The sequence below is a fragment of the Streptomyces sp. NPDC104831 genome (assembly GCF_055583025.1).
In genome coordinates this window covers 209,841-234,960 of the sequence record NZ_JBVJOT010000001.1, presented here as the reverse complement: position 1 = coordinate 234,960, position 25,120 = coordinate 209,841, and the positions used below count along the sequence as shown (strand labels likewise).

Here is a 25,120-nt window from a genome sequence, read left to right as displayed (position 1 = left end):
TGACGGGTGTCAGGCGGCGGCGAGGACGGGGACGATGCGCCACCGGCCGGTGGCGTTCGTCGCCTCCACCCGGCCCTCCTGCGCGGCTTCCTTCAGGCGTTTGGAGACCCAGGAGCGGGTGAGGTCGTTGCGGTCGCACCAGTCCATGAAGTCCTTCGGGCCCACGACCATCTGCCCGGCCCGCTCGAACTCCTCCAACGCGCGGGCGAACAGCTCCCGGGCCTCCTTCGGGCCCGGCTTGCGCCCGGTCTCCTGTCCGAAGATCGGCGCGTCGTCCCCTTCCTCGGCGCCGGGAAGGTCGGCTTCGGGGTCGATACCGGCGTCCTCGGGGTCGACCAGCAGCCCGTGGCCCTGTTCGTCGCTCATGTCGTCGTCTCCCTGTACGGCGGTCAGCCGCGGCCTGCCCGCGGCCGGGGTGGGGTCGGGGGCGGTGCGGCCGGTGTAGGCGCGGCCGGCGACCGCGGTCACTGCTCCGGCAGTGACCGGGTCGGCGGTCGCGCCCTCGCGCAGTGCCCAGGCCGCGAGCTGTTCCATGAGCGCGGTGGCGCGGGCGGTGAAGGCGAAGGTGCGGCCCGGGGAGGGGTAGCGGTCCTCGGGGATGCCCGGGGAGACGACGTAGCAGTATCCGGGCCTGCGGTTGCCCCACGCGCCGGGGTGGGCGCCGGCGTCGATGACCGCCTCGGGCAGCGAGAACCCCTCGTCGCGGGGGTCGCAGCCGAGCGCGATCACGGACGGCAGAGAGGCCCTGGTGCTGGTGGACATCTGGTCGTACGAGGGGCGCTGGAGGGAGATCACCAGAGATACGCCGGCCGACCGGGCTTCCTGGGCGATCCCGGTGAACGCGTCGTCGCCGAGGTTGCGCAGAGTGTTCGCCGCCTCCTCGAACCATGCGACCAGGAACGGCATGCCGGGGCAGCCGCACGGCCGGCCGTCGGGGCGGCAGGTGTGCTCGCGGCTGGTCTGCTGCTCGGCTGCCCCGGGGAGCCACTGGCGGTAGCCGTGGGCGCCCAGCCAGCGGGTGCGGGCAGGAATGACGGCCTTGACCGCCTCGACCATGACCTCCGTGTCCGCCCCGCCTTCCGCCGTCCAGTCCATGCCGGGCCTCAGCGGGGCGAAGTCCTGGAACGCCTTGGGGTCGGACACCCACAGCAGCACGTCCCGGCGGGACATGATCTCCGTCTGGACGTTCAGCGCGGTCTCGCCCTTGCCCGACCCGGTCCCGCCCGCGATCAGCAGATGCGTGCTGTTCCGCTTGGCCTCCGGGTCGCCCGGCAGCCAGATCACGAGCGGTGAGCCGTCGTCGTACCGTCCGATCACCAGCGGTTCGGCGATCGAACCGCCCAGGTTCGAGGGCCCCTCGTACTCCGCCGACTGCGCCAGCATGTCCTCCGGGACGATGACCAGCTCACCGCGGCGGCTGGAGTCCGGCGAGGGGAGGTAGCGCACGGCGGAGACGGGAAGGTCCAGCGCGGACGCGATCCGGGCCAGAGCCTTGGACACGTCGTCGTTGGTCTGCTCGCCCGGCTCCAGCGACAGCGGCGCGGTGACCCGGTTCGGCTCCACCTTCGCCTGCCCGATCTGCGCACGGGCCAGACCGACCTTCTCCAACAGGCCCTTGTCGGCGCCGCCGCCCTGCGGGTCGGCGTCGTTGCGGCGCAGGACCATGCGGACGTTCCAAGACAGGGCCACGACCGGGCCGCCCATCAGGAACAGGTCGTCCAGCGGGCCGGTCATGGGGCCGGCCAGGCAGGCGGCGGTCAGCCAGGCCGAGCCTGCGGCCACGGTGATGGCCGAGTGCAGGCGGCGCTGCTGGCTGGTCGCCTTCCCGGCCCACCAGGTCGCCCCCGTCAGGATGACCGAGGAGAGGGTGAGGCCGACGCCGGCGGCGGCGCTGTCGGCCCACCGCCAGTGCCCGAGCGCGCCGGCCACGCCGGTCGCGCCGACCGCGAGCCACGGCGGCAGGTGCGGCTTGACCCGGTGCAGCAGGTAGCCACGGACGCTGCCCCCGCCGCCGTCACCGGACAGGAGACCCGGGCCGGTGAAGGCGAACATGCCGTCATCGGGGAAATCGTGCCGCGCGCGGCGGCTGTTGGTGCGTGCCATCGTCTCGCCCTCCTTACTGCTGGGCCCAGTTCATGACCGGCTGCTGCGAGCGGCGGGCACGGTGACGGACGCGGTTGATCTCCTCCTCGTACTCCTGCTGGAACGTCGCGTAGCAGGCGGCGGCGTTCTTCGCGGCGTCCCGCAGCGCGTCCGCGGCCCGCTGCATCTTGCGGGCCACCTTCTGCGCCCGGATCCGCGAGCCGAACGCCCGCCCTTCCGGGTCCGGGACAGCCGCGAGAACGCCTTTCATGATCTCGGCGCCCATGGCCACTTCGATGGACAGCGTCACGGCGGCGGCCCGCAGGGTGTTGCAGTACTGCCGCACCATGGCCGGGGAGGAGAAGTCCGGGGCCGGGAGCAGGGCCTCGGCGTGCGGGCGGCGGCCCCCGCCGCTTCCCGCGGTGTTGTTCTGGGTGCGGTTGATGGTGATGTTGATCGGCGGGGCAATGGAGCTGCCCAGTCCGCCGATGAAGCCGCCCGCGGCGGCACCTGCGTTGGTGAACTTGTTGCCCTTGTCGGCGGCGCTGTGGCGCGTCGGGGATGCCATGAGTCGACTCCTTCGCAGGTCAGTGGGTGCGGCGGACGATGAGCCAGACGGTCTGCGCGATGCCCCAGATCAGCAGCCACAGCAGGGCGAGAGGGCCGGTGAGCGGGCCGAAGCCAGCCGCGGCGGCGAACCAGCCCAGGGCCAGCGTCGCGAGCACGGCCAGACCGATCCGCCAGGCCAGGACCGAACCGTTCCCGGGGCGGCGGCGCTGGGCGAGCAGCACCCACACGGCCGGGCCGGCGGTCAGGACGGCGAGGACCAGAGCAGTCCACGGTGCCTTGGCGTGCAGCAGCCCGGCCGCGGCGAGGGCGAGCAGGGCAAGGGCGGTCGGGGCGAGGGCGCCGCGGTGGCGCCACAGCATGCGGCCCACCCACCCGGCGGCCTGCCGGGTGAGGGAGAGCTGTTCGGGGACGACGATGATGAACGGCTGCGCGCCGCGGCGCCCGCGCTGGCGGGGGATGTGGACGGTGTGGATGCTCGCGGACTTCAGGCCGCGGGCACGGGTACGGCTGGACACAGCGGATCTCCTCGTCTGGGAGGCAGTCAGATGGGGTGTGCTGTGCAGGTCAGGCCGCGGCGGCCTGGTCGTCCGGGAAGGCGCACGGAGTGCACATGCCGAGCGCGACAGGGATGACGTATCCGGCATCCCGCCGGCAGGCGGGGCAGGTGCGGCGGGCGGCGTTCGCCCGCTCCAGCGCGGTTTGCTTCGCCGGGGTCATCGGGCGAACTGGCTTGGCCTGGTCGATCCGGTAGAGGTAGGCGACCAGCGGCGGGCGGCCCCTGCGGCGGGGGCGTTCGAGCTGTGCGGCCACGTCCTGCCCGCCCGGCCGGAGACCGGCGGCGCGCAGTTGCCGCAGCGTGGCCAGCCCCTCAGGGGCAAGCCGCCAGGGATAGACGGGGATAGCGGCCATCAGCGGCCCGCGATCGCGAGTTCAGCCCCGCCCGCGCCGGGGTCGCGGTGCTCGGCGTAGCGGGAGGAGACCCACCCGACTGACCAGCCGCACAGCTCCGCCGCCTGCCGCACCGACAGCCCCGCCCCGTACGCGGCGGCCGCCAGGGCACGCGCTTCGTCCTCGGGGAGCTTGCCCGCGGCCGGGCCGCGCTGGAGCAGGGCGTCGCGTTCACGCTCGGCCGCCTCCTCGCGCTCGCGCTGTTCACGGCGTTCACGCTCGGCCCGCTCTGCCGCCTCACGCGCGCGCCGCTCGGCAGCCTCCCGCTCACGCTGTTCACGTTCGCGCTCGCGCTGTTCACGCTCGCGTTCACGGCGTTCACGTTCCTCGCGCTCCGCCGCCTCCGCGGCGGCCTGCCGCTCCTGCTCCTCGCGCCAGCGCCGCTCTTCCCGCTCGGCCTTCTCGCGGGCCAGAGCGGCTTCGTGTTCACGCTGTTCACGCGCGAGCAGGGCGGCGTGCTCGCGCTCCTCGCGGGCCTGCCGGCGGGCGGCTTCCTCGCGATCCCGGGCCGCTTGCTCGGCCCGCTCCCGCTCGGTGCGCTGCCGCTCCTCCAGCGCGGTCACCGCGGCGGTGATGGCGCGGCGGTAGGCCAGCCCTGCTTCCGCGCTGACGATCAGCAGCAACGGCGCCACGGCGTGCACGGCCACACCGACCAGGTCTTTCGCCAGCGCGGAATCGCCGGTGTTCAGGGCCAGGGTCATGGCACCGGTCATCCACCGCAGCGTGACGGGCCACCGGCCACCGTGCCCGCCGAGGCGGGCCAGCACCGAGTCCAGCCGGACCACGATCACCACCGCGGCATCCACCACGAGGGGCAGGATCGGGGCCGTCCAGTCCCACTCGTCGGCGGTGTGGGCGGACATCAGCGGCGTGACCGTGAGGATCGAGTACAGCATCGCGCCGCACACGATCAGCCACGTGCCCACCGACAGAGCGCGTTCCGCTGAACGGATCTGAACACCGTTCACGCCGCCTCCCCACGGTGCGCGATGTGAGTGCCGGGGCGCCCCGCGCGACGGCCGGCCGACGTGGTGCAGCGTCGCTCGGTGGCAGCCGGATAGTTCCATCCGCCGCCGGCGCGCTTGGCCGCGTACATCGCCTCGTCCGCCAGCCGCAGCAAGACCGGCAGAGCAGACCGGCCCGTCCGGTGAAGCTCCGGGGCCAGGTCGCTGGACAGGGCGGCGCCGATGGAGGCTCCGAGGACGAGATCACGGCCGGCGTGGCGGAACGGGACGGTGATCTCGTCGTGCAGGCCGCTGAGCAGCCACGGCAGTGAGACCGGGTCGGCCAGCGGCACGACGGCGGCGAACTCGTCCCCACCGAGACGAGCCACAACTGCTCCGTGTTGTCCGGCCAGCGCGTCGACGAAGCTGCCACCCACGGAACGGATCGCCGCGTCTCCCGCGGCGTGTCCGTAGGTGTCGTTCAGCGCCTTGAAACCGTCCAGGTCGACCAGCACGACCGCCGTGTGCGGATTGCGGGCCAGTAGCCGGGCAGCGCGCCGTTCGAACGGGGCCCGCGTCCACAGCCCGGACAGCGGGTCCCGCCGCGCGACCGACACGCACCGACGCATCCACAGCCCGTGGATACCCCACCCGCCGGCCAACGGTCCCGCGGCCGACAGCATGGCAAGCAGGTCATTCATGCCGCACCCACCGGCTGGCTCGCCGCCGCTGCGCGGTTGGCCACGGCCGCCCGCTCGTTCAGGACCCGCGTCAGCGCGCGGCGCAGACGTCGGGTGTCCAGCTCGGCCGGCGTGCGGTCCAGGGTGATGATCTGTGCGTCCAGCAGGTCGACGTCCGCCAGGATCAGCGGCATCTCCTGCTCGATCGCCTCCAGCTCCGCGCTGGTGGGCTCCAACCAGTCCTCGAACGCCGTAACAGCGTCCTGAACTGTGACGATGATGCTCATTGGGTCGTGGTTCCTCTCCAAGGGTGAACGGCCCGAACAGCGGCTCCGGTGTTCCCGCACCGGAGCCGCGCGCCGTTGAAGTCGGAAGATCCGGCTCCCCACGCCCCGCCCGTACGGACGCCACGCGATACGCGGTCCCGGACAGGCGAGGGAGGCAACCGGCCGCAGCGCTAGCCGCCGCGGTACCAGGGAGAAACGGACCGGATCGGCCGCAGGCGAGGACCCACGACGTACTGGCGCCCGCCGGCCGGTCCGTCGCGGCGGCGCCCAAAGTCTTCGTCGGTGCACTGGGCACCTCATCATTCGAGAGTCAAAAGGGGTCAAGCACTGCAAGGGGGACCACGTCCCCACCCTCCGGCCGTTGCTCGCGGTCGCCGGGCCACCTCACCAGTACGGGCCGAAACCCTGTTCTGCCTGGCCTTCAGCGGGATTGCAGCGTCCCCGCCTTCTGCGCATGCGGCATGAAGCCGCCGAGCCGAGTTGTTGCGTTCGGCTGTGCAGTACCTGTTTTACAGGTACTGCATGAGGCCCCGTCAAGTGGACTGGCGGCACCTCTTGGTTTCGCGCCGGGACTTCTTGGCGCACATTCAGAATCGCCGCAGGTCAGGGGAGTTCGTCACCACGAGCGTGGACAGCTCCGGGACTTCTGGCTACGGTCAAGAAGTCCCTAGACATCCCAACGGGGGTGCAGATGTCGAACGAGCGGTTACGGTCGGCCCTTCTCGCCCGGGGCATGACCGTGCAGAGCCTCGCTGAGGCGATCGAAGTCAACCCGAAGACGGTCGAACGCTGGATCACGCAGGGCAAGGTGCCGTACCGGCGTCACCAGTACGCGACAGCGTCCGTGCTCAAGGTCGACGTGACGACGCTATGGGAAGACGGCCGGACCGTCGACAGCGCGACGGACCTGACGAAAGCTGAGATAGCGACCGTCTACCCGCACCGGCACACCGTTCCCCCGGGGCTGTGGCGAGAGTTGTACGGCCGCGCCGAGCGGCACTTGGACGTGCTCGTGTACTCCGGACTGTTTCTCTCGGAGGACCCTCTTTTCCACAACCTGCTGAAGGCGAAGGTGGAGGCCGGGGCCCAGGTGCGCATCTTGCTCGGGGACCCTGGCTGCGCGGCCGTCCGGCAACGGGGCATCGACGAGGGCCACCAGATCATGGACGGCAAGATCCGCAACGCCTTGCATCTGTACCGCCCGCTCATGCGCAGCCACCCGGACATCGGATTCCGGCTGCACGACTCGACGCTCTACAACTCCATCTACCGCGCCGACGACGAGATGCTGGTGAACCCGCACGTCTACGGCATCGGCGCCTATATGGCACCGGTCCTGCACCTCCGCCGGCTACCAGGTGGGGGACTGTTCGACACGTACGCCAATAGCATCGACCACACGTGGGAGAACGCCCGCCCGGTCACCGACCAGGACATAGCCAGCACCACGGGAGCCTGAACCATGGGACGCATCGACTACCTGCACGACCCCGACGCACCGCGGGCCAACTCGGTAGTGCCGTCCGTCGTCGCCTTCGTCCAGAACGACGCCGGCCAGGTGCTCATGATCCAGCGGTCCGACAACGGGCGATGGGCATTGCCGGGAGGCGGTCACGACGTGGGCGAGTCCATCAGCGACACCGTCGTGCGCGAGGTCTGGGAAGAGACCGGGATCAAGGCGGAAGTGGTCGACGTGTCCGGGCTCTACACGGACCCCGGACACGTCATGCAGTACGACGACGGCGAGGTGCGCCAGCAGTTCAGCATCTGCTTTCGGGCACGGCCGGTCGGCGGTGCACTCCGGACGAGTAACGAGACGACGCAGGTCCGCTGGGTGGACCCAGCGGACCTGGCCGAGTTGGACGTGCATCCCACGATGCGCCTCCGCATCGAGCACGCCCAGGACACGGCGCGTACGGCCCCCTACATCGGCTGACGCTTGGCGGCACCGACGCGTTCGAGCACGCGGGACGTGCACGCAAGGATCTCGGGTTCGGCCCGGCGGATGAACGTCCCGATGAGGCTGTCCGGCCCGTACCGCCCCGTGATCTCGTTGATCCGATCGATCGGGTTCGTGGGCGTGCCGTCCGGCGTGGTGTTCATGTCGCAGTAGCAGAGCGCGTCGTTCAGGTGCTCTTGCTCGCGAGGGAATTCGCCCTCCAACTCCGTGCGCATGCCGCGCGCTTCTGCCTCCATCCAGGCGCAGGAGTGGTGGGCGACAAGGTTGATGACCCGCCGCTCATCGGCTCCAGCAACGTCCCGGAGGTAGCGTGCGCCGTCCAGCGGGTGAAAGCCGGTCTTGGCGAGGGCCGGCGCATAGCCGATGTCGTGCAGGACGGCGGCAGCCTCCAGCAGGTCCGCGTCCTGGTCAAGGATGAGCCCGATCGTGCGCGCCCTTTCGGCGACCCCCAGGCAGTGCTTCCAGCGCCGCGGTAGTGCTTCCGCGAGCAGAGACTCGGCCAGGGGGTAAGCCCACTCGGTCAACGTCGGCAAGCTACGAACGCTCCTCTCGTGTCGGCACGGCGCGAACCGTCCGCACCTTGCCCTGTCCGCCCCCCGCCAGCACGCCGGCGGCCTCCAGCTTCTCTAGGGCCTTGGTCACCGTGGGACGTGAAACCCCGAAGCGCTCGGCCAGTGATGAAGCACTCGGGAACGCTTCCCCCGCCTGGAGCCCGTCAGCCGTAATGACGTCCTCGATCCGCTCGTGGAGGGGGCGCCGGTCGACTTGCGCCTGGGACCGAACGACGCGCCAGCGTGCCCCTGGCGTGGGTTCAGCTAGACCTTCCTGCCGCAATACGCGGTAGGCGCGGATGGCGACCCCGCGCGAGACACCGTGTTCCCGCATGACCTCGGACAGGGACGGCAGCTCAGACACTTCCGGGTTGCCCTCGATCCGAGCTCTTATTGAGTCGGCAACCTTCAGGAAGGTTCCCCGAGGGCTAGCCTGCTCCGACACCCGTTCTCCCCTCTGCCGGCTGCTACGGAAGCAAGGTTCCCATGTCTCTTGCGTTCGGAGGTAGAGCTCAGCCTCAGTGCCACGCGCCGCGCTGATCAGACTGCAACCGGGAAGGCGAGCGCAAGAACTTGTCGGAGCGCTGCCCGTGACGTTACAGACAGGAATCAGTTCGTCACCACTTCCGATGACTCACATGAACCTTGATTCCTTTACCAACGCCGTCTGTGTGCACTTCAACTGGGCCGTATGCGATCACGTCGATCCCGAGCTCCCGAGGCTCAGAAAAGCATGACAGATCAAGATTCACTGTCGATGAGGTGTGTGAAAAAACTCGCACGTGTAAAAATCGTAGCGAGTGAGCATGTGTCGCAATTTCACGCAAGGTATCTTTAGTGCCGGCATGGAGTAGTACGGTAGCGTTCTCGAGACGCTCAAGGTGTCGCAACTCTTCGGCATTCCCGATCTCCGCAAAGAACTGCAGTTCCAGCCGCTTAATGGTGGACAAGGAACTGATTCCTTGTAGATCAAGATTTCCGACAGAATAGAGTGAGATCTCTTCAAGCTCCGGAAAACGGTCCGCCCTACCGACCACCGGTCGCTCGGCAGACCTGATCAAGTGCAGCTCCTTTAGGCCAGGCAGGGCCGGCAGAGGCTCCATGTCAATGGGTGAAGATGATCTGCTGAAGCCACCCCGCAGAGCTAGGGAGGCGAGTGTCTGTAGACGCCCAATACGTGGAATACAAGTGTTCAGTACCTCGTCGCTGGAAAACTGGATATCCAAAGATTTCAAGGGCGAGATGGCGACCACTTCCTCCTCTTCCAGGAGTCCACCATATGTCGCGATATGCAAATGTCGAAGGTTGGGAAGTTTTTGTGCCCAATTGAGCTGTTCCACCGGGAACCTGGCGTTCAACGAAACCAGTTCCCTGAAGTGTTCTATAACGTCAAGCACCTCGGGCGAGTGCAGGTCGAGTGACCTTTTGAAAGTTGGCGATTTTGACAGTACGCGAACGGCATATTCTCGAACGTCGAACTGGTTCCAGCTCCGCGCAAGTTCTCTTTGGACGGCCACTCGACTATCGGGACCATATGACGAAATCAACTCTAGAGCAGCGTCACCGCCGATTAGCGCCGCGGCACGCACAGTAGAGGCAGCTTGGTTCACTTTAACGTCCTTGTGCGCGCGGGGGAGAAGAGCCAAAACCGACTCACCGGCTGCCGCGAGTTCTTTCGCCTCCGAGAATTTTGTGGGCGGAATCAAGCGTTCGGCGCTTTCACGCACTCGTCGATATATTTCCGGATCGAGTTCGTCGGCGTTTTCGAGGCAAGCTGCTGCGAGCAGATGTAGACGCGTCGTGAACTCGGGCTCTTGATTCCCTCGTTCCAAGAGACCCGACAAAATCTGTTGCCGCTCGCTCGGACGGGCATGACCGACGGCCATAGTTACCGCTTCGTGCCATTGATCAAGATGAGCGTGGTCGATTAGGACGCCGATATCGTTAAGGGCTATCAAATTTTCCGCTGCAAGATATTCCTGAAAGGTGCGATGTACGAAGTCGACACGCCCCTCGACCGGCATTCGCAGTACGCCGCTGCGCACCATTAAATACTTGTGAACGTTCTCGGCCTTATCGTGTATGGCTGGCATTGCGCCAAGAGCATTTTGGGTTTGCGCTATAGCCTGTATACTGGTGCAGTCGGTCCAACCGTTCCTCAACAGCCAATACGCTAGGCTTCCGAGAATTCGCTTCTTCTGATGAAGTGTGAGATTAGGGGAGTCGGGATGGGCGATCTTTCTCTCGTTGTCTCTCCGTACGAGCAGCATTTCCAGAGCTGCCGCGTAAAGCTCCATGCGGCCGCGCGGAAGTTGCATTCTTCTGTCGCGGTTCAGCGTACAGAGAAGGGCGCAAAGAAGGGGGTTGGACGCCAGTCGCCGCAACTGGCGCTGAGTGTTCACTTGAGTGATCAGGTCGGCTTGGAAAGTGTTGAGGTCATTGTCATCAGCCTCATCCGCATTGGAGCCCATAGCTTCACGGGCAGCTTGGTGCCAATGGTGAATGAAACTTTCGATGTCTCCCTTGCCCATGGGTAGAAGGTCAAGGGAGACAAATCCCTCTCGCGCCAGCCATTTTTCCTCGGCGGCAGCAGGACGTGAAGTCACGATGTAGCGACACTGGGGATATATAGAGATCAGATCTTGGAGCCATCTTTTCGCCTCTTCGCGTCGCGTCTCTGGGAGTTCGTCAACTCCGTCTATCAGGACTAGAGCTTGTCCGGCATGCAGAATTGAGTTAACCCACCCCCTAGGCATTTCCCCAGCCAGATTCCTGCCGATTTCTGTCAAGAATTCTTCGGGTGCCGGTAGGTCTCTATCGGCGAATCGGCGAAGCGGTAGGACGAAGGGGATGTGCTCGGCGAGAGGCTGTAGCTCGTCTTCAAGCGTGCCTCGCGCAGCATTGACAGCAAGCCAGAAGAGTAAAGTGCTTTTGCCTGATCCAGCATCTCCGCGCAGTAGCACTCGAGGAAATGCGGCAATGGCCGCCTCGGAACGGAGACTTCCAGGGGTTCGGGACACATCGCTCGCTCCCGGCCGGCTAGTCTTGCCAGTAAATGGCAGACCTCCGTCAATGGCACTCGTGTGGCCTTGGACGCCAGCGTCGGCAAGAGCTAGGCTGATATAGGCGGTGCTTAGCGGATAGGTTCTAGCTTCAGGATTGGCGAGAGTTAGGCCGAATAGTTCCAGCTGGTCGAGCTTCTGGACTACATGCCGCTTGTATCTACTTTCGAAGCGGCGAATATGTGTATCCTTTTCTCCGCTAACCGCCCAACGAACGCGATCCGTCTCGACTAGGAGTTGATTGATTCGGGCAAGTTGCTCTTTGTTTACCACTGTCAGGAAAGAGGGCCAAGTGGAGACGAAGTGTATTACTTGCGCGGAACACTCAAAAATAATGCGCTGGTAGAGTTCTTCGCCCTTTTCGCTTAACGCCCGACTGCTTGTTCGTGCTTCAGCTTCCTTAGTTACAGCATCTGCGAAAGTTGCCGGGTCCAGGTTACACTCAAATATATCGACTTTGGTAGTAGTGAAAGCAGTATTAGCTGCATCGACCGCAGAAGTAACCTCATAATCGGGAATGCCTCGAAATTCCACGGCGATTATCGGCTCGAGTGCCGACGCCACGGATTTTGAAAAGTGCAGTACATCCTTATCTTGGACGTGCCTAGCTGGGATGATCTTGTTGATGAGCCGCGCCTGAGCCGGGTGTCGCGCTGTGAGCGCCCCGTGATTAGGTGCAGTGACTGCTCGCATGATCGCTATGCTTGCCGCCCTGAGCGCACTACCAGCCAGCTTGAGTGCGACAGATTCCCAACCGAGCACGACCCCTCCCCAGTGTCATAGGTCACTTTACAGTTGCACGAGAGGGATGGGGTCGGTTGCGTGCAGAGGCGGCGTGGGGTAGCGCTCGCATGACCAATCGGGAACTCCTGCAGCGGGCTGCCTTGAGGCGAGGAGGTCACACTTGTGGACGCGTTGTGGTCGGTAACCGTCACTGAGCGCCTAATGGTGGCGTTTGCGCAGGCCAGCGGCTTGATTTGGCGTGTGATGGGGGGACTGTAAATCTGCCGGCTCAGCCTTCCCAGGTTCGAATCCTGGCGCCGCCACACGGGAACGAGAGCCCCGTGATCTGTGAGAACAGGTCACGGGGCTCTCGTCGTGCGTGCCGCCGGGGGTGTCCGGGGTTCAGCCGGGTGGTGTGGGCCGCAGGGCGAGCAGGGCGATGTCGTCGGTGGTGTCGGCGCCGAACTTGATGACCAGTTCGTCGCAGAAGACGTCCAGGGGGGCCTGCGCCTGGGCGGCCGTGAAGTGGCGGAGCCGGCTCATCGCGTCGTCCAGCGACTCCCCGCGGCGTTCGATCAGGCCGTCGGTGAACAGCAGCAGCGTGGACTGGGGCGGCAGCGCGTCGTAGGAGGAGCGGCGGGGCAGGCTCGGGTCCATGCCGATCAGCAGGCCCCGGCCCTCGTCCAGGTACCGCGTCTCGCCCTCCCGGGTGGTCAGCAGGGGCGGCAGGTGGCCGGCGGAGGAGTGGCGCAGCCATGTCGTGCGGCCGTCGCCCTTGACGACGGCGTAGACGCAGGTGGCGGTGGACTGCGGGTTCAGGGTCTGGCTCGCCAGGTCCAGGCGGCGCAGCACCTCCCCGGGCGGCTCCTGCCGGTCGACGGCGATGCCGCGCAGCATGTTGCGCAGGGTGCTCATGGCGACCGCGGCCTGGAGGTCGTGCCCCGAGACGTCGCCGATGACCAGCGCGATGTCGCCGTAGGGCAGCGTGAAGGCGTCGTACCAGTCGCCGCCGACCTCCGCGGTGGTGCTGGAGGGCACGTAGCGGGCCGTCAGCTCCAGGTGCTCCACGCGGGGCAGATCGGGCAGCAGCGCGCGCTGGAGGTGCTCGGCGTTGGAGCGGGCGTGCTGGTGCAGCCGGGCGTTGTCCACCCCGAGCGCGACGGCACGGACCAGCTCCGAGACCAGGGGGATGTCCTCCTTGGTGAACGGGTTCTCGTCCTCGGTACGGACCATGGTCAGGGCGCCGAAGACCTCCCGCTGGGCCCGCAGCGGAGCGACGACGGCGGTGCTCGCCCCCAGGTGCTCCACCAGCTCCAGCTGCCGCGCCTCGAAGGCGTTCTGCGGCCGCCCGGGCGAGGCGGCGTCGGTGACCAGCAGCGGACCCGCGCCGCGCAGCACCCTGGGCAGCGAGCCCTCGGTGATCTCCGACGGCGGGGCGAGCCGGCCGAGGTGCGACCCGGGCACCGGCGCCCGGGGGTCGCGGTGGACGAGGCAGACCCGCTCCAGGCGCCCCTGCTCGTCGACGAGGTCGGCCATGCACCAGTCGGCCAGCTCCCGGGTCAGGGCCTGGCACACCCGCCGCAGCCGCTCGTGGGGGTCGAGGGTGCCGGTCAGCGCCATGCCGACGTCGGCGAACAGGGACAGCCACTCCGGCGTCGCCGCCTGCGTGCTCACCGGCTTCACCGTCTTGGTGGTCGTCGGCAACCGCACCGGGCCCGGCGACGGCCGCGTCGAGTGCCCCGCCTTCCGGGGGGCGTCCACCGGGACCAGGGGAGCCGTCGTCGTGGCGAGCTGGGCGACGAACACGGTGCGCCCGTCGATCGCCTCCTGGGTCTCGATGGTGAGGCGGATGGGGACCACATGGCCGTCCCGGTGCAGCGCGGGAACCGGTACCGGCCGGCCCAGGATGCGGGACTCGCCGGTGAGCAGCAGCGAGGTGAAGGCCGTCACATGGCGTTGGCGCAGGTGTTCGGGCATGAGCACGGTCAGCCGCTGCCCGACCAGGTCGTGCGCGGGCCAGCCCAGCAGGCTCGACGCGGCGTCGCTCACCGCGATGATCCGGTTGCCGTCGTCGGCCGCCACGGTCGGCACCTGCGCGGCCTCCACCTCGCTCGCGTCCCACGGCGACAGGTCCGTCGGGTTGGTGCCCGGGGCCGCGGGGGCCTGCGTCCACGCGGTGGGCCGTGCGCCGGACAACTGGTCGGTGATCTGGCCGAGCAGCCAGTGCCGGAAGGCCCGGATGTGCGGCAGCGCCGGCAGGGCCAGCAGACAGCCCTGCTGCGCCGCCGCGTCGGCGGCGTTGAGCACCCGGCACAGCGTCGCGACGCGGGGCGCGGCGTCCGCCGCGAACGCCACCAGCAGGGAGAGCGTCGAGCTGTCGGGGGTCTCCTGCTCCACCGCCGCCGTCATGGACGCGCAGATCATGCTGCTCGTGTCCTGGGCGACGGTCAGGTCCGCCGGGCGCACCACCGTCCCGGGGGTGGCGAGCAGCAGCTCGCGCAACAACCCCTCCCACTGCTGCTGGGCCGCCCAGTACAGGGCGTACGGCACGTCGTTCAGCGTCACGGTGACGGTCCGGCCGGGCGGCGCCACGGTCTCCCAGGCGGACGGCGGCGGCGCGGGCGCCTCGGGCCACACCTCGAACCAGGCCGTCTTGCGGCCCTCGCCGCTGTGCACGCCGTGGCTGGTGGCCAGCTCCTCGACCAGGGCGAGGCCCCTGCCGGTGCAGGCGTACAGATGGCGGGCGTGGGGCACCAGCCCGTAGTCCGGGCGGTGGTCGCCGACCCGCACATGGGCCTGGCCCTCGACGGTCCACGCCTCCACCTCGATCGCGGTGCGCGCGTGCAGGACGGCGTTGGTCACCAGCTCGCCGGTCAGCAGCTCGGCGGTGTCCACCACGTCCGGCGCCAGACCGTCCAGCACCGACCGTACGAACCTGCGGGCGACCGCGACGCTCTCCGGCGCCGGAACCAGGTGCCGCGCCGGCGTTCCCGGGGGGATGGGGCTGCCCATACCGGTTGGGTGCCCAGAAGCACGGGGATGAAAAGGGCGAAGATCCCATGAATCACCCGCCCGGGGGTCCGCCGTGGATCCCCGCCGAAGCCGCCGCGCGACCGGCCCGGGTGCGCGCGCGGGCGGTCCGGACGATGCTGGAGCCATGGCCGGGAAACGCCCCATCATCGTGCAGCTGCCGTCCCCTACCGGCGGTCGCCGGGTGCGGGTGGACGGCGAGATCCTCGGCCTCGCGCACAACGTGCGGGACTTGGTGGAATTCCTGCGCCGGGCGGGGCTGGAGATGGAACCGGAGGAGGTCGCCGACTCCCCGCTGATCGACTGGCGCGGCGTCGGCCCCGACCGCTGGGAGGCGGAGACGCGGACCTGACCGCGCCCCTCGGCGCGTCGTACGGCCGGCCCGCGGGCACGCCCGTGACCGCGAGGAGCCCGGGGCGGCCGCGCGGCGGCCATGCCCCCGGCCGGTCGATCACCGGTACGCCGGCGGGCACACTGGCGGCATGTCCTCCCGACGCAGAACCTGTCCCGTGTGCCACCGCGACATCGCCGTCGTCGCTGGCCGCTTCGCGCGGCACGACCCGCCCGGGGCGCGGGCGAGCGGCGAACTCGTCTCCTGCGCCGGGTCGCGACGGCACGCCCAGGTCGGCGCGGCGCAGCCGTCGTTGGACGGTTACGTCCTGCCGGACTTCCCCGGCCAGTTGCCCCTGTTCTGACGCCGCGTGACCCCTGCGGGCGATCCGCACCCTCAGTTGCCCGCCACCGACTTGACCGCGACCGACACCGGTGTCGAACCGCTGATCAGCTCCAGCGTGAGCCCGGCCGTCGCCGGCGTGTCCACCAGCTCCGCGAGGACGGCCGCGACGTCGTCCCGGGGGACCGCGCCGCGCCCCGTGTGCGCCTCCATCCGGACCAGGCCGGTGCCCGGCTCGTCCGTCAGCGCGCCCGGGCGCAGGATCGTCCAGTCCAGGCCCTCCTGACGGGTGACGTACGCGTCGGCCTCGCCCTTGGCGCGCAGGTACGCGTCGAAGACCTCGTCCCCCCGGTGCGCGGGGTCCGCGCCCATCGAGGACACCACCAGGAAGCGGCGCACGCCGGCGCGTACGGCCGCGTCCGCGAACAGCACCGCCGCGCCCCTGTCCACCGTGTCCTTGCGGGCCGCGCCGCTGCCCGGACCCGCGCCGGCCGCGAAGACCGCCGCGTCCGCGCCCTGGAGATGCGCCGCCACCTCCTCCAGCAGGGCCGACTCCAGGTCGAGCAGGACCGGTTCGGCACCGGCCGCCCGCAGGTCGTCGCCCTGCCCGGGCGTGCGGATGACGCCCGCGACCTCGTCACCGCGCGCGGAGAGCAGGCGCTCCAGGCGCAGCGCGATCTGACCATGTCCACCAGCGATGACAATGCGCATGATTCCGACCGTACGCCCGAAGAGCCGCATCCGCCGCACGAGTTGGCCGGCACGGCCCGGGCCCCGCCGCAAGGGGCCGCGTGCGGGCGTGGCCGCGCGCCGGCGCGCCCACACCGCCCCTGCGGTCACCCGCCCGGCTCACGACAACTCCCCGCGCCCCTGCCGCGGCAGCCCGGTTTCCGCCGCCGTCGCCGAGTGGCAGTACTCGCGCACCGCGCTCGTGCGGGCCACCACCCGGCCCCGGTGCACCACGATCCGGCTGTAGGCCAGGGACAGCGCGCCGGCCAGGCGGTCGCCGCGCACGGCCAGCAGCTCGGCCGGGAAGCCCGCCTCCACCCGCACCTCGGGCAGTCCCAGCGCCGCACGGGCCGAGGCGGACACCGCGTCGTAGGCGTCCTCCGGGCGCAGTCCGTGGACGGACGCGAGGAGGTAGGCCGCCTCCAGGGGATCGCCGCGCCCGACGGGGTTGGACACGTCGCGCAGGGCCCCGCTCCCGGCCGCCACCCGCACCCCGGCCGCGCGCAGCAGCCGCACCGGCGCCGTGCCCCGCCGGTCGGTGCCGCCGCAGCCGCCCTGGGGCAGGCATGCCACCGTCACGCCGGCCGCCGCGAGCCGGTCCGCGGTGCGCGAGGCGAGCCGGGCGGGCAGGCGCGCGAGACCGGCGCACGGCCCGATGGTCACGCCGGGGCGCAGACCCCCGGCCATGGCCGCGAGCCGGGACAGCCGGGCCGGGTCGGCGGCGTCCGTGTGCAGGTCCACCGGGCAGCCGTGCTCGGCGGCCACCTCCAGGACCGCCTCCACATAGCCGGCGGGGTCCGGGTCCAGGTCCGGGCAGCCGCCCACCACGCAGGCGCCCGTCTTCACCGCGTCCCGCAGCACGGCCAGCCCGTCGGCCCCGGCCACCCCGGTCAGCAGCCGCGGCACCGCCACCGTCGTCAGCTCCATCAGCCCGCGCAGCGACCGCCGGGCCCGCAGCACCGCGCCGAGCGCGCCGAGCCCCCGCACGTCGCCCACGCGCACGTGCGCGCGCACCGCCGTCGCGCCGAGCCCGAGCTGCGACAGGGCCGCCTCCGTCGCCCGGCGCTGGACGTCCCCGGAGGCGTACGACACCGGCCCCGGGTGTTCGGCGGACAGCGCGGTGTCCCCGTGGACGTGCGGTTCGGCCGGGGCCGGCAGCAGCAGGTACCCGCTCAGGTCCAGCCGGGCGACGCCCGCGCGGGCCGGACCCGCCGCGAGGCTGCCGGCGGTGCCCACCGCCTCGATGCGGTCCCCGCCCAGCCGCACGTCCACGGTCCGGCCGTCGGTGAGCCGCGCCCCGCACAGCAGGAGGCCGGCCGGGCCGGACGGCCCGGAGGACCCCGGCCGGTCCGGCGGCGGCTGCGGCTGCGGCTGGCTGTCGGGCATCGCGCTCCAGGGTCGGGGCAGGGCTCGGGCGGGCCGGCGTGACGGGTGCGGGGCGCGTGGTCGCCCCAAGATCACGCAGGGCGGATCGAGCCTAGGGTCGCCGGCCGCGCGGATCCGGGAAGGGCGCAATAGTCGTACCGGCGTGGCCCGGGGCCCGGAGGACCGCCGAGCGGGCCGTGAGGAGCCTTCCGGCGGGCGGCGGGATACGGATTTGGGTGAACGGCTGCGGACCGTGTAATGTCTTCATCGCTCGCCCCAATAGCTCAGTCGGCAGAGCGTCTCCATGGTAAGGAGAAGGTCAACGGTTCGATTCCGTTTTGGGGCTCTGGTGTGAGAGGTTCCCGTCGCAAGGCGGGAGCTGATCTCATCAAAGCGGTGTAGCTCAGTCGGTAGAGCAAGCGGCTCATAATCGCTGTGTCACCGGTTCAAGTCCGGTCACCGCTACTGACAGTAGCCGATTGTGGGGTCGGTCCTTCGATCGGCTACTCTTTCTTGCGTTGAACCAGTCCATCCGTTCGTCTTAGGAGCACTCACGTGGCTGCCACCGACGTCCGCCCGAAGATCACGCTGGCCTGCGTGGAGTGCAAGGAGCGGAACTACATCACCAAGAAGAACCGGCGTAACAACCCGGACCGTCTTGAGATGAAGAAGCACTGCCCGCGTTGCAACGCGCACACTGCGCACCGCGAAACGCGATAAATCAGGCTCGTTCGTGAGGCCGTCCCCTTCCGAGGGGGCGGCCTCACGGCGTTTTCCCGGCCCGGCCACACCGTGCGCCCCATCCGGCCCCGTGGGATTCCCCGACCGGTTTCCGGCTAATTTGGGGCCCTCACAGCAAAGATCAGGAGGTGCCGGGCCATGGCGCTCGACCAGTCCTTCGTGGGACGGACCTACCCGCCCACCGCGCCCTATGAGGTGGGCCGGGAGAAGATCCGCGAGTTCGCCGAGGCGGTGGGCGAGACCAACCCGGTGTACACGGACCCCGAGGCCGCCGAGGAATTCGGCCACCCCGATGTGATCGCCCCGCCGACCTTCGTGTTCTCCATCACCTTCCGGGCCGCCGGACAGGTCATCGAGGACCCGCAGCTCGGCCTGGACTACAGCCGTGTGGTGCACGGCGACCAGAAGTTCGCCTACGCCCGCCCGGTGCGCGCCGGCGACCGGCTCACGGTCACCTCCACCATCGAGGCCATCAAGTCTCTGGCCGGCAACGACATCCTGGACATCCGCGGTGAGGTCCACGACGAGACCGGCGAACTCGTCGTGACCGCCTGGACCAAGCTCGTGGCCCGCGCGGCCGAGGAGGCGTGAGGATCCGATGACGGCGAAGATCGCGTACGACGACGTCGAGGTCGGCACCGAGCTGCCGGCGCGGAGCTTCCCCGTGACGCGCGCCACGCTGGTGCGCTACGCGGGTGCCTCCGGGGACTTCAACCCGATCCACTGGAACGAGAAGTTCGCCAAGGAGGTGGGCCTGCCGGACGTCATCGCGCACGGCATGTTCACCATGGCCGAGGCGATCCGCGTGGTCACCGACTGGACCGGTGACCCGGGCGCGGTCGTGGAGTACGGCGTCCGCTTCACCCGGCCCGTCGTCGTCCCGAACGACGACCAGGGCGCGCTGATCGAGGTCAGCGGCAAGGTCGCGGCCAAGCTGGACGACCGCACCGTGCGGGTGGACCTGACGGCCATGAGCGCCGGCCAGAAGGTGCTCGGCATGTCCCGGGCGGTCGTACGACTGGCCTGAGGACCCCGCTGCCGGAGCGAGGGGCGCCCCTCCGCGGAAGGGCGCCCCTCGCTCCGGGGCGGCGGGCGGCCGGTCCCCACGTGCCCGGCCCCCTCGCCCCCGTCTCGTACGCTTGGCCCGTGCAGGTACTCCACGACGCCCCCCTTGCCCCGCTGACCACCTTCCGGCTGGGCGGTCCCGCGACCCGGCTGGTGACGGCCGGCACCGACGCCGAGGTCATCGCCGCGGTGCGCGAGGCCGACGACAGCGGCACGCCGCTGCTGATCATCGGCGGCGGATCGAACCTGGTCATCGGTGACAAGGGCTTCGACGGCACCGCGCTGCGCATCGCCACGCGCGGGGTCGAACTGCGCGGCGGCACGCTGGAGCTGGCGGCCGGCGAGGTGTGGACCGACGCCGTCGCCCGCAGCGTGGAGGCAGGGCTGGCCGGGATCGAGTGCCTGGCCGGCATCCCCGGCTCCGCGGGCGCCACGCCCATCCAGAACGTGGGCGCCTACGGCCAGGAGGTCTCCTCGACGATCACCGAGGTCGTCGCGTACGACCGCCGGGCCGGCGAGACCGTCGTCCTCACGAACGACGAGTGCGCCTTCTCGTACCGCCACAGCCGCTTCAAGGCCGACCCCGACCGCTACGTCGTACTCCGGGTCCGCTTCGCGCTGGAGGACGCGGGCGGGCTGTCCGCGCCGCTGAAGTACGCCGAGACCGCCCGCGCGCTCGGCGTGGCCACCGGTGAGCGGGTGCCGCTCGCCGACGCCCGCGCGACCGTGCTGAGGCTGCGCGCCGGGAAGGGCATGGTGCTGGACCCCGAGGACCACGACACCTGGTCCGCCGGGTCCTTCTTCACCAACCCGATCCTCACCGACGAGCAGTTCGCCGCCTTCCACGCGCGCGTGCGCGAACGGCTGGGCGACGGCGTCGAACCGCCCGCCTACCCGGCGGGACCGGGCCGTACGAAGACGTCCGCGGCCTGGCTCATCGACAGGGCGGGCTTCACCAAGGGCTACGGCACCGGCCCCGCCCGCATCTCCAGCAAGCACACCCTCGCCCTGACCAACCGGGGCGAGGCCACCACGGAGGACCTGCTCGCCCTGGCCCGCGAGGTGGTCGCCGGGGTCCGCGCGGCCTTCGGCGTCACCCTGGTCAACGAGCCGGTGACCGTGGGCGTGAGCCTGTAGCGTCCGCCCCGGCGGCGGCGCACCGGATCAGTACGCCACCCCCACCCCCTGCCGCACGGTCTCCTTGGCGTCGATCATCGACAGCATCGCGTGCGCGACGTCCGCGCGCGCGAGGAAGCGGCCCCGCGTGGGGGAGCCGCCGACGACCGTGCGGTAGCGCCCGGTGAGCGGCTTGTCCTGGAGCCGCGGCGGCCGCACGCACGTCCAGTCGGTGTCGCTGCGGGCCAGGCCGGCCTCCATCTCGCGCAGGTCGGCGTAGACGTCCTTCAGGATCACCGAGATGACGCTCCGCACCGCGCGGTCCACGGCGCCGTCGCCCTCGGGGGCCGGGCCGACCGGGCTGGCGCTGACCACCAGCAGCCGGCGCACCCCCTCCGCCTCCATGGCGCCCACGATCGTCCGGGTCAGCCGGGCGGTCACCCCGTCGGCCCTGCGGCCGCGCGGCCCCAGGGCGGACAGGACGGCGTACCGGCCGCGGACGGCGGCGCGCAGCTCCTCCGGGTCGCCCAGGCCGCTGCGGACGACCTCCAGCCGGTCCCCGGACACCCGGAGCCCGGCGGGGTCGCGGACGACCGCCGTGACCTCGTGACCGGCGTCCAGGGCCTGGCGGACCAGCTCCCGGCCCGTCCCCCCGGTGGCGCCGAAAACAGTGAGCTTCATGGTGTCCTTCCTGACTTCCCCTGCTGCCCGAACGCAGGGGGTGAGTGCTCACTCACCCCCGCGCCTCCTAGAGTGGGTAAGCACTCACCCACCCGTCAAGGCCGATAGGAGCCCCATGGAGCCCGCGGAGACGAAACCGGCGCGCGTGCGCATCCTCGACGCCGCCCACGAGCTGATGCTCACCGTCGGACTCGCCCGCGCCACCACCAAGGAGATCGCCCGCGCGGCCGGCTGCTCCGAAGCGGCCCTCTACAAGTACTTCGACAGCAAGGAAGAGCTGTTCGTACGGGTCCTCACCGAGCGCCTGCCCCGGCTCACCCCGCTGCTCGACAGCCTCGCCGCCGCGCCCGGACGGGCCACCCTGGAGGAGAACCTCACCGCGATCGCCCGCCAGGCCGCCCTCTTCTACGAGCAGAGCTTCCCGATCGCCGCCTCCCTGTACGCCGAGACACAGCTCAAGCGGCGCCACGACGACACCCTGCGCACCCTCGGCTCCGGACCGCACACGCCCATCCAGGGCCTGGACGCCTACCTGCGCGCCGAACAGGCCGCCGGCCGGGTCCGCGCCGACGCCGACACCTACGCCGCCGCCTCACTGCTCCTCGGCGCCTGCGCCCAGCGCGCCTTCGCCTACGATGCCACGGAGACCGGGCGGCGGCCGCCGGTCGACGAGTTCGCCGCCCGGCTCGCCCGGACCCTGCTGGGCGGCATCCAAGTGGCCTAGGACCGCCGGGCGGCTCAGGCCGCGGGGCGGGCCAGCCACTCGTCCACCCCGGCCAGCAGCCGCGCCTTGACCTCCTCGGGCGCGGCCGAGCCCCGCACCGACTGCCGGGCCAGCTCCGCCAGCTCCGCGTCCGTGAAGCCGTGGGCGTGCCGGGCGATCTCGTACTGGGCGGCCAGCCGGGAGCCGAACAGCAGCGGGTCGTCCGCGCCGAGCGCCATCGGCACGCCCGCCTCGAAGAGGGTGCGCAGCGGGACGTCCCGCTGCTTCTCGTACACGCCGAGCGCCACGTTCGAGGCCGGGCACACCTCGCAGGTCACTCCCCGGTCGGCCAGCCGCTTCAGCAGCCGCGGGTCCTCGGCGGCCCGCACCCCGTGCCCGAGCCGCGTGGCGTGCAGGTCGTCCAGGCAGTCCCGGACCGACGCCGGGCCGGCCAGCTCCCCGCCGTGCGGGGCCGACAGCAGACCGCCCTCGCGCGCGATGTGGAAGGCCCGGTCGAAGTCCCGGGCCATGCCCCGCCGCTCGTCATTGGAGAGCCCGAAGCCGACCACGCCCCGGTCCGCGTAGCGCACCGCCAGCCGGGCCAGCGTGCGCGCGTCCAGCGGGTGCTTCATCCGGTTCGCGGCGACCAGGACGCGCATGCCGAGGCCGGTCTCCCGGGAGGTCGTGTCGACCGCGTCCAGGATGACCTCCAGCGCCGGGATCAGACCGCCCAGCCGGGGCGCGTACGACGTCGGGTCCACCTGGATCTCCAGCCAGCCCGAGCCGTCCCTCAGGTCCTCCTCCGCCGCCTCCCGCACCAGGCGCTGGATGTCCTCCGGCGCGCGCAGGCAGGAGCGGGCGGCGTCGTACAGCCGCTGGAAGCGGAACCAGCCCCGCTCGTCCGTGGCGCGCAGCCGCGGCGGCTCCCCGCTGACGAGGGCGTCCCTCAGCGTGTCGGGCAGTCGTACGCCGTACTTGTCGGCCAGCTCCAGCACGGTCCCTGGTCGCATCGATCCGGTGAAGTGCAGGTGCAGATGGGCTTTCGGCAGCCGGGACAGATCACGTACACGCTCCATTCCCAGATCCTGCCGCACGCCACCGCTTTCCCGGTAGCCGTTTCCCCGTAGGTGCGCCCGCTCGCACACGAGAACGGGCCGCCTCCCCGCAGGGAGACGGCCCGCACGCGCGCGTGGCGGCCGGGAACTAGTCCCGCGCCTCCGCCAGCAGCTTCTGGACGCGGCTCACGCCCTCGGCGAGGTCCTCGTCGCCGAGCGCGTACGACAGCCGCAGGTAGCCCGGCGTGCCGAACGCCTCGCCCGGGACGACCGCGACCTCGGCCTCCTCCAGGATCAGCGCGGCCAGCTCGACGGTGTCCTGCGGGCGCTTGCCGCGGATCTCCTTGCCGAGCAGTGCCTTGACCGACGGGTAGGCGTAGAACGCGCCCTCGGGCTCCGGGCAGACGACGCCGTCGATCTCGTTGAGCATCCGCACGATGGTCTTGCGGCGCCGGTCGAAGGCCTCCCGCATCTGCGCGACCGCCTCCAGGCCGCCGGAGACGGCGGCCAGGGCGGCCGCCTGGGCCACGTTCGAGACGTTGGAGGTGGCGTGCGACTGGAGGTTCGTCGCGGCCTTGACGACGTCCTTCGGGCCGATGACCCAGCCCACCCGCCAGCCGGTCATGGCGTACGTCTTCGCCACGCCGTTGACCACGACGCACTTGTCGCGCAGCTCGGGCAGGAGCGCGGGCAGGGACACCGCGGCGGCGTCGCCGTAGACCAGGTGTTCGTAGATCTCGTCGGTGAGCACCCAGAGGCCGTGCTCGAGGGCCCAGCGGCCGATCGCCTCGGTCTCGGCCTCCGAGTAGACCGCGCCGGTCGGGTTGGACGGGGAGACGAAGAGGACGACCTTCGTCCGCTCCGTGCGCGCCGCCTCCAGCTGCTCCACCGAGACCCGGTAGCCGGTGGTCTCGTCGGCGACGACCTCCACCGGGACACCGCCGGCCAGGCGGATCGACTCCGGGTACGTCGTCCAGTACGGCGCCGGGACGATGACCTCGTCGCCCGGGTCGAGGATCGCGGCGAAGGCCTCGTAGATGGCCTGCTTGCCGCCGTTGGTGACCAGGATCTGCGAGACGTCGGGCTCCCAGCCGGAGTCGCGCAGCGTCTTCGCGGCGATCGCGGCCTTCAGCTCGGGCAGGCCGCCGGCCGGGGTGTAGCGGTGGTACTTGGGGTTCTTGCAGGCCTCGACGGCCGCCTCGACGATGTAGTCCGGGGTCGGGAAGTCGGGCTCACCGGCGCCGAAGCCGATCACCGGACGCCCGGCGGCCTTCAGGGCCTTGGCCTTGGCGTCCACGGCGAGGGTGGCGGACTCGGAGATCGCGCCGACTCGGGCGGAGACCCGGCGCTCGGTGGGAGGGGTTGCAGCGCTCATGCGGCCCATCGTTCCAGACCGGAAATACCCCCGGCACACGGGTTTCACAGACTGAGCAGCCACCGGCCAAAGGGTGAACACGGGTCCGAATCCCGCCCCCGGCCTGGACGATCTTCGTCTCCCCGGCTTCGACGGGCACTTTCTGTTCGACGCCGGGCGCCGGACCACGTACACTCTCACCTCGTTGGCCTCTCGACGGCCGTCGCCGAGCCGGTGCACATCGGGCACCCGGTCGGATGCGGTACGTTGGGGGACACACAAAGGGTCGTAGCTCAATTGGTAGAGCACCGGTCTCCAAAACCGGCGGTTGGGGGTTCAAGTCCCTCCGGCCCTGCTACACACACCGCCAGGATGTGTGCGCATGTACGTACAGCAATGCACCGCCGTGCGGCTCAGAAACCGGGCGCGGCACGGCCACGACCCGGGATCAGGTGAGGATCATGACGGACGCCGTGGGCTCCATCGACACGCCTGATGCCCAGGATGAGGTGCCGGAGTCCAAGAAGGCCCGCAAGGGCGGAAAGCGTGCCAAGAAGGGCCCGCTCAAGCGCCTCGCCACCTTCTACCGCCAGATCGTCGCGGAACTCCGCAAGGTCGTCTGGCCGACACGCAACCAGCTGACGTCGTACACCACCGTGGTGATCTTCTTCGTCGTCATCATGATCGCCCTGGTGACCGTGATTGACTATGGGCTCGACCACGCGGCCAAGTACGTCTTCGGCTGAGCCAAAAGCGAAGGGCGCCGTGGTACCGGCGCCCCTTTTCGCATGTTCCACCCCT

At 70.1% G+C, this 25,120-nt stretch carries 26 protein-coding genes and 3 tRNA genes; 13 read left to right on the top strand and 16 right to left on the bottom strand.

The window, feature by feature from the left end; translation table 11 throughout:
* Nucleotides 1-9: 9 nt before the first annotated feature.
* The 7 genes from traB to ACZ63H_RS01090 all read right to left on the bottom strand — a co-directional run bounded on the left by traB (nucleotide 10) and on the right by ACZ63H_RS01090 (nucleotide 5,511).
* A complete protein-coding gene (traB, locus tag ACZ63H_RS01120) occupies nucleotides 10-2,052 on the bottom strand; it encodes a plasmid transfer protein TraB (RefSeq protein WP_469860970.1) in 2,043 nt (680 codons plus the stop codon).
* A gap of 64 nt (nucleotides 2,053-2,116) precedes the next feature.
* Nucleotides 2,117-2,650, bottom strand: a complete 534-nt coding sequence (traA, locus tag ACZ63H_RS01115; protein WP_469860886.1) for a plasmid transfer protein TraA — start codon at nucleotides 2,648-2,650, stop codon at nucleotides 2,117-2,119.
* Nucleotides 2,651-2,669: 19 nt separating this feature from the next.
* Nucleotides 2,670-3,167: a hypothetical protein gene (locus tag ACZ63H_RS01110; RefSeq protein WP_469860884.1), complete on the bottom strand. Its 498-nt coding sequence runs from the start codon at nucleotides 3,165-3,167 to the stop codon at nucleotides 2,670-2,672.
* 49 nt (nucleotides 3,168-3,216) lie between these two features.
* On the bottom strand, nucleotides 3,217-3,561 hold the full coding sequence (locus tag ACZ63H_RS01105) for an RRQRL motif-containing zinc-binding protein (RefSeq protein WP_469860882.1): 345 nt from the start codon (nucleotides 3,559-3,561) through the stop codon (nucleotides 3,217-3,219).
* Entirely contained in the window at nucleotides 3,561-4,568 is a 1,008-nt protein-coding gene (locus ACZ63H_RS01100; protein ID WP_469860880.1) for a DUF2637 domain-containing protein, read from the bottom strand. The genes ACZ63H_RS01105 and ACZ63H_RS01100 overlap by 1 nt, the downstream gene beginning before the upstream one ends.
* Nucleotides 4,565-5,245 carry a GGDEF domain-containing protein gene (locus tag ACZ63H_RS01095; RefSeq protein WP_469860878.1) on the bottom strand — a complete coding sequence of 227 codons (681 nt, stop codon included), beginning with the start codon at nucleotides 5,243-5,245 and terminating at the stop codon, nucleotides 4,565-4,567. The genes ACZ63H_RS01100 and ACZ63H_RS01095 overlap by 4 nt, the downstream gene beginning before the upstream one ends.
* Entirely contained in the window at nucleotides 5,242-5,511 is a 270-nt protein-coding gene (locus tag ACZ63H_RS01090) for a DUF6284 family protein (RefSeq protein WP_469860876.1), read from the bottom strand. The genes ACZ63H_RS01095 and ACZ63H_RS01090 overlap by 4 nt, the downstream gene beginning before the upstream one ends.
* A 733-nt stretch (nucleotides 5,512-6,244) precedes the next feature.
* On the opposite strand from ACZ63H_RS01090, the gene ACZ63H_RS01085 reads away from it, so the two are divergent.
* The gene (locus ACZ63H_RS01085; RefSeq protein WP_469860874.1) at nucleotides 6,245-6,970 is read left to right on the top strand and encodes an XRE family transcriptional regulator; all 726 of its coding nucleotides are present in this window, start codon (nucleotides 6,245-6,247) and stop codon (nucleotides 6,968-6,970) included.
* A 3-nt stretch (nucleotides 6,971-6,973) separates the two neighbouring features.
* Entirely contained in the window at nucleotides 6,974-7,447 is a 474-nt protein-coding gene (locus ACZ63H_RS01080) for an NUDIX domain-containing protein (RefSeq protein ID WP_469860872.1), read from the top strand.
* Here the strand turns inward: ACZ63H_RS01080 and ACZ63H_RS01075 are convergent.
* The 4 genes from ACZ63H_RS01075 to ACZ63H_RS01060 all read right to left on the bottom strand — a co-directional run bounded on the left by ACZ63H_RS01075 (nucleotide 7,435) and on the right by ACZ63H_RS01060 (nucleotide 14,819).
* Nucleotides 7,435-8,004: an HD domain-containing protein gene (locus ACZ63H_RS01075; protein WP_469860870.1), complete on the bottom strand. Its 570-nt coding sequence runs from the start codon at nucleotides 8,002-8,004 to the stop codon at nucleotides 7,435-7,437. The two genes, ACZ63H_RS01080 and ACZ63H_RS01075, sit on opposite strands and share 13 nt — an antisense overlap.
* A gap of 1 nt (nucleotide 8,005) precedes the next feature.
* Nucleotides 8,006-8,467, bottom strand: a complete 462-nt coding sequence (locus tag ACZ63H_RS01070) for a GntR family transcriptional regulator (RefSeq protein ID WP_469860868.1) — start codon at nucleotides 8,465-8,467, stop codon at nucleotides 8,006-8,008.
* Nucleotides 8,468-8,639: 172 nt separating this feature from the next.
* Entirely contained in the window at nucleotides 8,640-11,846 is a 3,207-nt protein-coding gene (locus ACZ63H_RS01065; protein ID WP_469860866.1) for an NACHT domain-containing protein, read from the bottom strand.
* Between the two features lie 363 nt (nucleotides 11,847-12,209).
* Nucleotides 12,210-14,819, bottom strand: coding sequence for a SpoIIE family protein phosphatase (locus ACZ63H_RS01060; RefSeq protein WP_469860864.1), 2,610 nt, complete (start codon nucleotides 14,817-14,819; stop codon nucleotides 12,210-12,212).
* A gap of 145 nt (nucleotides 14,820-14,964) precedes the next feature.
* Here ACZ63H_RS01060 and ACZ63H_RS01055 point away from each other — a divergent pair, with 145 nt between their 5' ends.
* On the top strand, nucleotides 14,965-15,189 hold the full coding sequence (locus ACZ63H_RS01055) for a hypothetical protein (RefSeq protein WP_467932590.1): 225 nt from the start codon (nucleotides 14,965-14,967) through the stop codon (nucleotides 15,187-15,189).
* A gap of 130 nt (nucleotides 15,190-15,319) precedes the next feature.
* On the top strand, nucleotides 15,320-15,532 hold the full coding sequence (locus ACZ63H_RS01050; protein ID WP_469860862.1) for a hypothetical protein: 213 nt from the start codon (nucleotides 15,320-15,322) through the stop codon (nucleotides 15,530-15,532).
* Between the two features lie 32 nt (nucleotides 15,533-15,564).
* On the opposite strand, the gene ACZ63H_RS01045 is transcribed toward ACZ63H_RS01050, so the two are convergent.
* Together ACZ63H_RS01045 and ACZ63H_RS01040 are read right to left on the bottom strand one after the other, a co-directional pair.
* Nucleotides 15,565-16,221 (bottom strand): SDR family oxidoreductase, encoded by a 657-nt coding sequence (locus ACZ63H_RS01045; RefSeq protein WP_469860860.1) that lies wholly within the window; start codon nucleotides 16,219-16,221, stop codon nucleotides 15,565-15,567.
* Nucleotides 16,222-16,359: 138 nt separating this feature from the next.
* Nucleotides 16,360-17,625: an amidohydrolase family protein gene (locus ACZ63H_RS01040; RefSeq protein ID WP_469860858.1), complete on the bottom strand. Its 1,266-nt coding sequence runs from the start codon at nucleotides 17,623-17,625 to the stop codon at nucleotides 16,360-16,362.
* Nucleotides 17,626-17,877: 252 nt separating this feature from the next.
* On the opposite strand from ACZ63H_RS01040, the gene ACZ63H_RS01035 reads away from it, so the two are divergent.
* The 6 genes from ACZ63H_RS01035 to ACZ63H_RS01010 all read left to right on the top strand — a co-directional run bounded on the left by ACZ63H_RS01035 (nucleotide 17,878) and on the right by ACZ63H_RS01010 (nucleotide 20,547).
* Nucleotides 17,878-17,950: transfer RNA gene (locus ACZ63H_RS01035), tRNA-Thr, on the top strand.
* A 46-nt stretch (nucleotides 17,951-17,996) separates the two neighbouring features.
* A tRNA-Met gene (locus ACZ63H_RS01030) sits at nucleotides 17,997-18,069 on the top strand.
* Between the two features lie 90 nt (nucleotides 18,070-18,159).
* Nucleotides 18,160-18,324, top strand: a complete 165-nt coding sequence (rpmG, locus tag ACZ63H_RS01025; RefSeq protein ID WP_003948671.1) for a 50S ribosomal protein L33 — start codon at nucleotides 18,160-18,162, stop codon at nucleotides 18,322-18,324.
* A 159-nt stretch (nucleotides 18,325-18,483) separates the two neighbouring features.
* On the top strand, nucleotides 18,484-18,936 hold the full coding sequence (locus tag ACZ63H_RS01020) for an FAS1-like dehydratase domain-containing protein (protein ID WP_469860856.1): 453 nt from the start codon (nucleotides 18,484-18,486) through the stop codon (nucleotides 18,934-18,936).
* A gap of 7 nt (nucleotides 18,937-18,943) precedes the next feature.
* Nucleotides 18,944-19,372: a MaoC family dehydratase gene (locus ACZ63H_RS01015; RefSeq protein WP_469860854.1), complete on the top strand. Its 429-nt coding sequence runs from the start codon at nucleotides 18,944-18,946 to the stop codon at nucleotides 19,370-19,372.
* Between the two features lie 119 nt (nucleotides 19,373-19,491).
* Complete coding sequence (locus ACZ63H_RS01010) at nucleotides 19,492-20,547, top strand: UDP-N-acetylmuramate dehydrogenase (protein ID WP_469860852.1); 1,056 nt, start codon at nucleotides 19,492-19,494, stop codon at nucleotides 20,545-20,547.
* A gap of 27 nt (nucleotides 20,548-20,574) precedes the next feature.
* Here ACZ63H_RS01010 and ACZ63H_RS01005 read toward each other — a convergent pair whose 3' ends face one another.
* Entirely contained in the window at nucleotides 20,575-21,207 is a 633-nt protein-coding gene (locus ACZ63H_RS01005; RefSeq protein ID WP_469860850.1) for an NAD(P)-dependent oxidoreductase, read from the bottom strand.
* A 115-nt stretch (nucleotides 21,208-21,322) separates the two neighbouring features.
* On the opposite strand from ACZ63H_RS01005, the gene ACZ63H_RS01000 reads away from it, so the two are divergent.
* Nucleotides 21,323-21,931, top strand: coding sequence for a TetR/AcrR family transcriptional regulator (locus ACZ63H_RS01000; protein WP_469860848.1), 609 nt, complete (start codon nucleotides 21,323-21,325; stop codon nucleotides 21,929-21,931).
* Nucleotides 21,932-21,945: 14 nt separating this feature from the next.
* On the opposite strand, the gene ACZ63H_RS00995 is transcribed toward ACZ63H_RS01000, so the two are convergent.
* Nucleotides 21,946-22,986 carry an adenosine deaminase gene (locus tag ACZ63H_RS00995; protein ID WP_469860846.1) on the bottom strand — a complete coding sequence of 347 codons (1,041 nt, stop codon included), beginning with the start codon at nucleotides 22,984-22,986 and terminating at the stop codon, nucleotides 21,946-21,948.
* Between the two features lie 127 nt (nucleotides 22,987-23,113).
* Nucleotides 23,114-24,340 (bottom strand): pyridoxal phosphate-dependent aminotransferase, encoded by a 1,227-nt coding sequence (locus ACZ63H_RS00990; protein ID WP_469860844.1) that lies wholly within the window; start codon nucleotides 24,338-24,340, stop codon nucleotides 23,114-23,116.
* 261 nt (nucleotides 24,341-24,601) lie between these two features.
* On the opposite strand from ACZ63H_RS00990, the gene ACZ63H_RS00985 reads away from it, so the two are divergent.
* Nucleotides 24,602-24,674 (top strand) — tRNA-Trp (locus ACZ63H_RS00985).
* A gap of 106 nt (nucleotides 24,675-24,780) precedes the next feature.
* Nucleotides 24,781-25,065 carry a preprotein translocase subunit SecE gene (secE, locus tag ACZ63H_RS00980; protein ID WP_359051349.1) on the top strand — a complete coding sequence of 95 codons (285 nt, stop codon included), beginning with the start codon at nucleotides 24,781-24,783 and terminating at the stop codon, nucleotides 25,063-25,065.
* The last annotated feature ends 55 nt before the right edge of the window (nucleotides 25,066-25,120 follow it).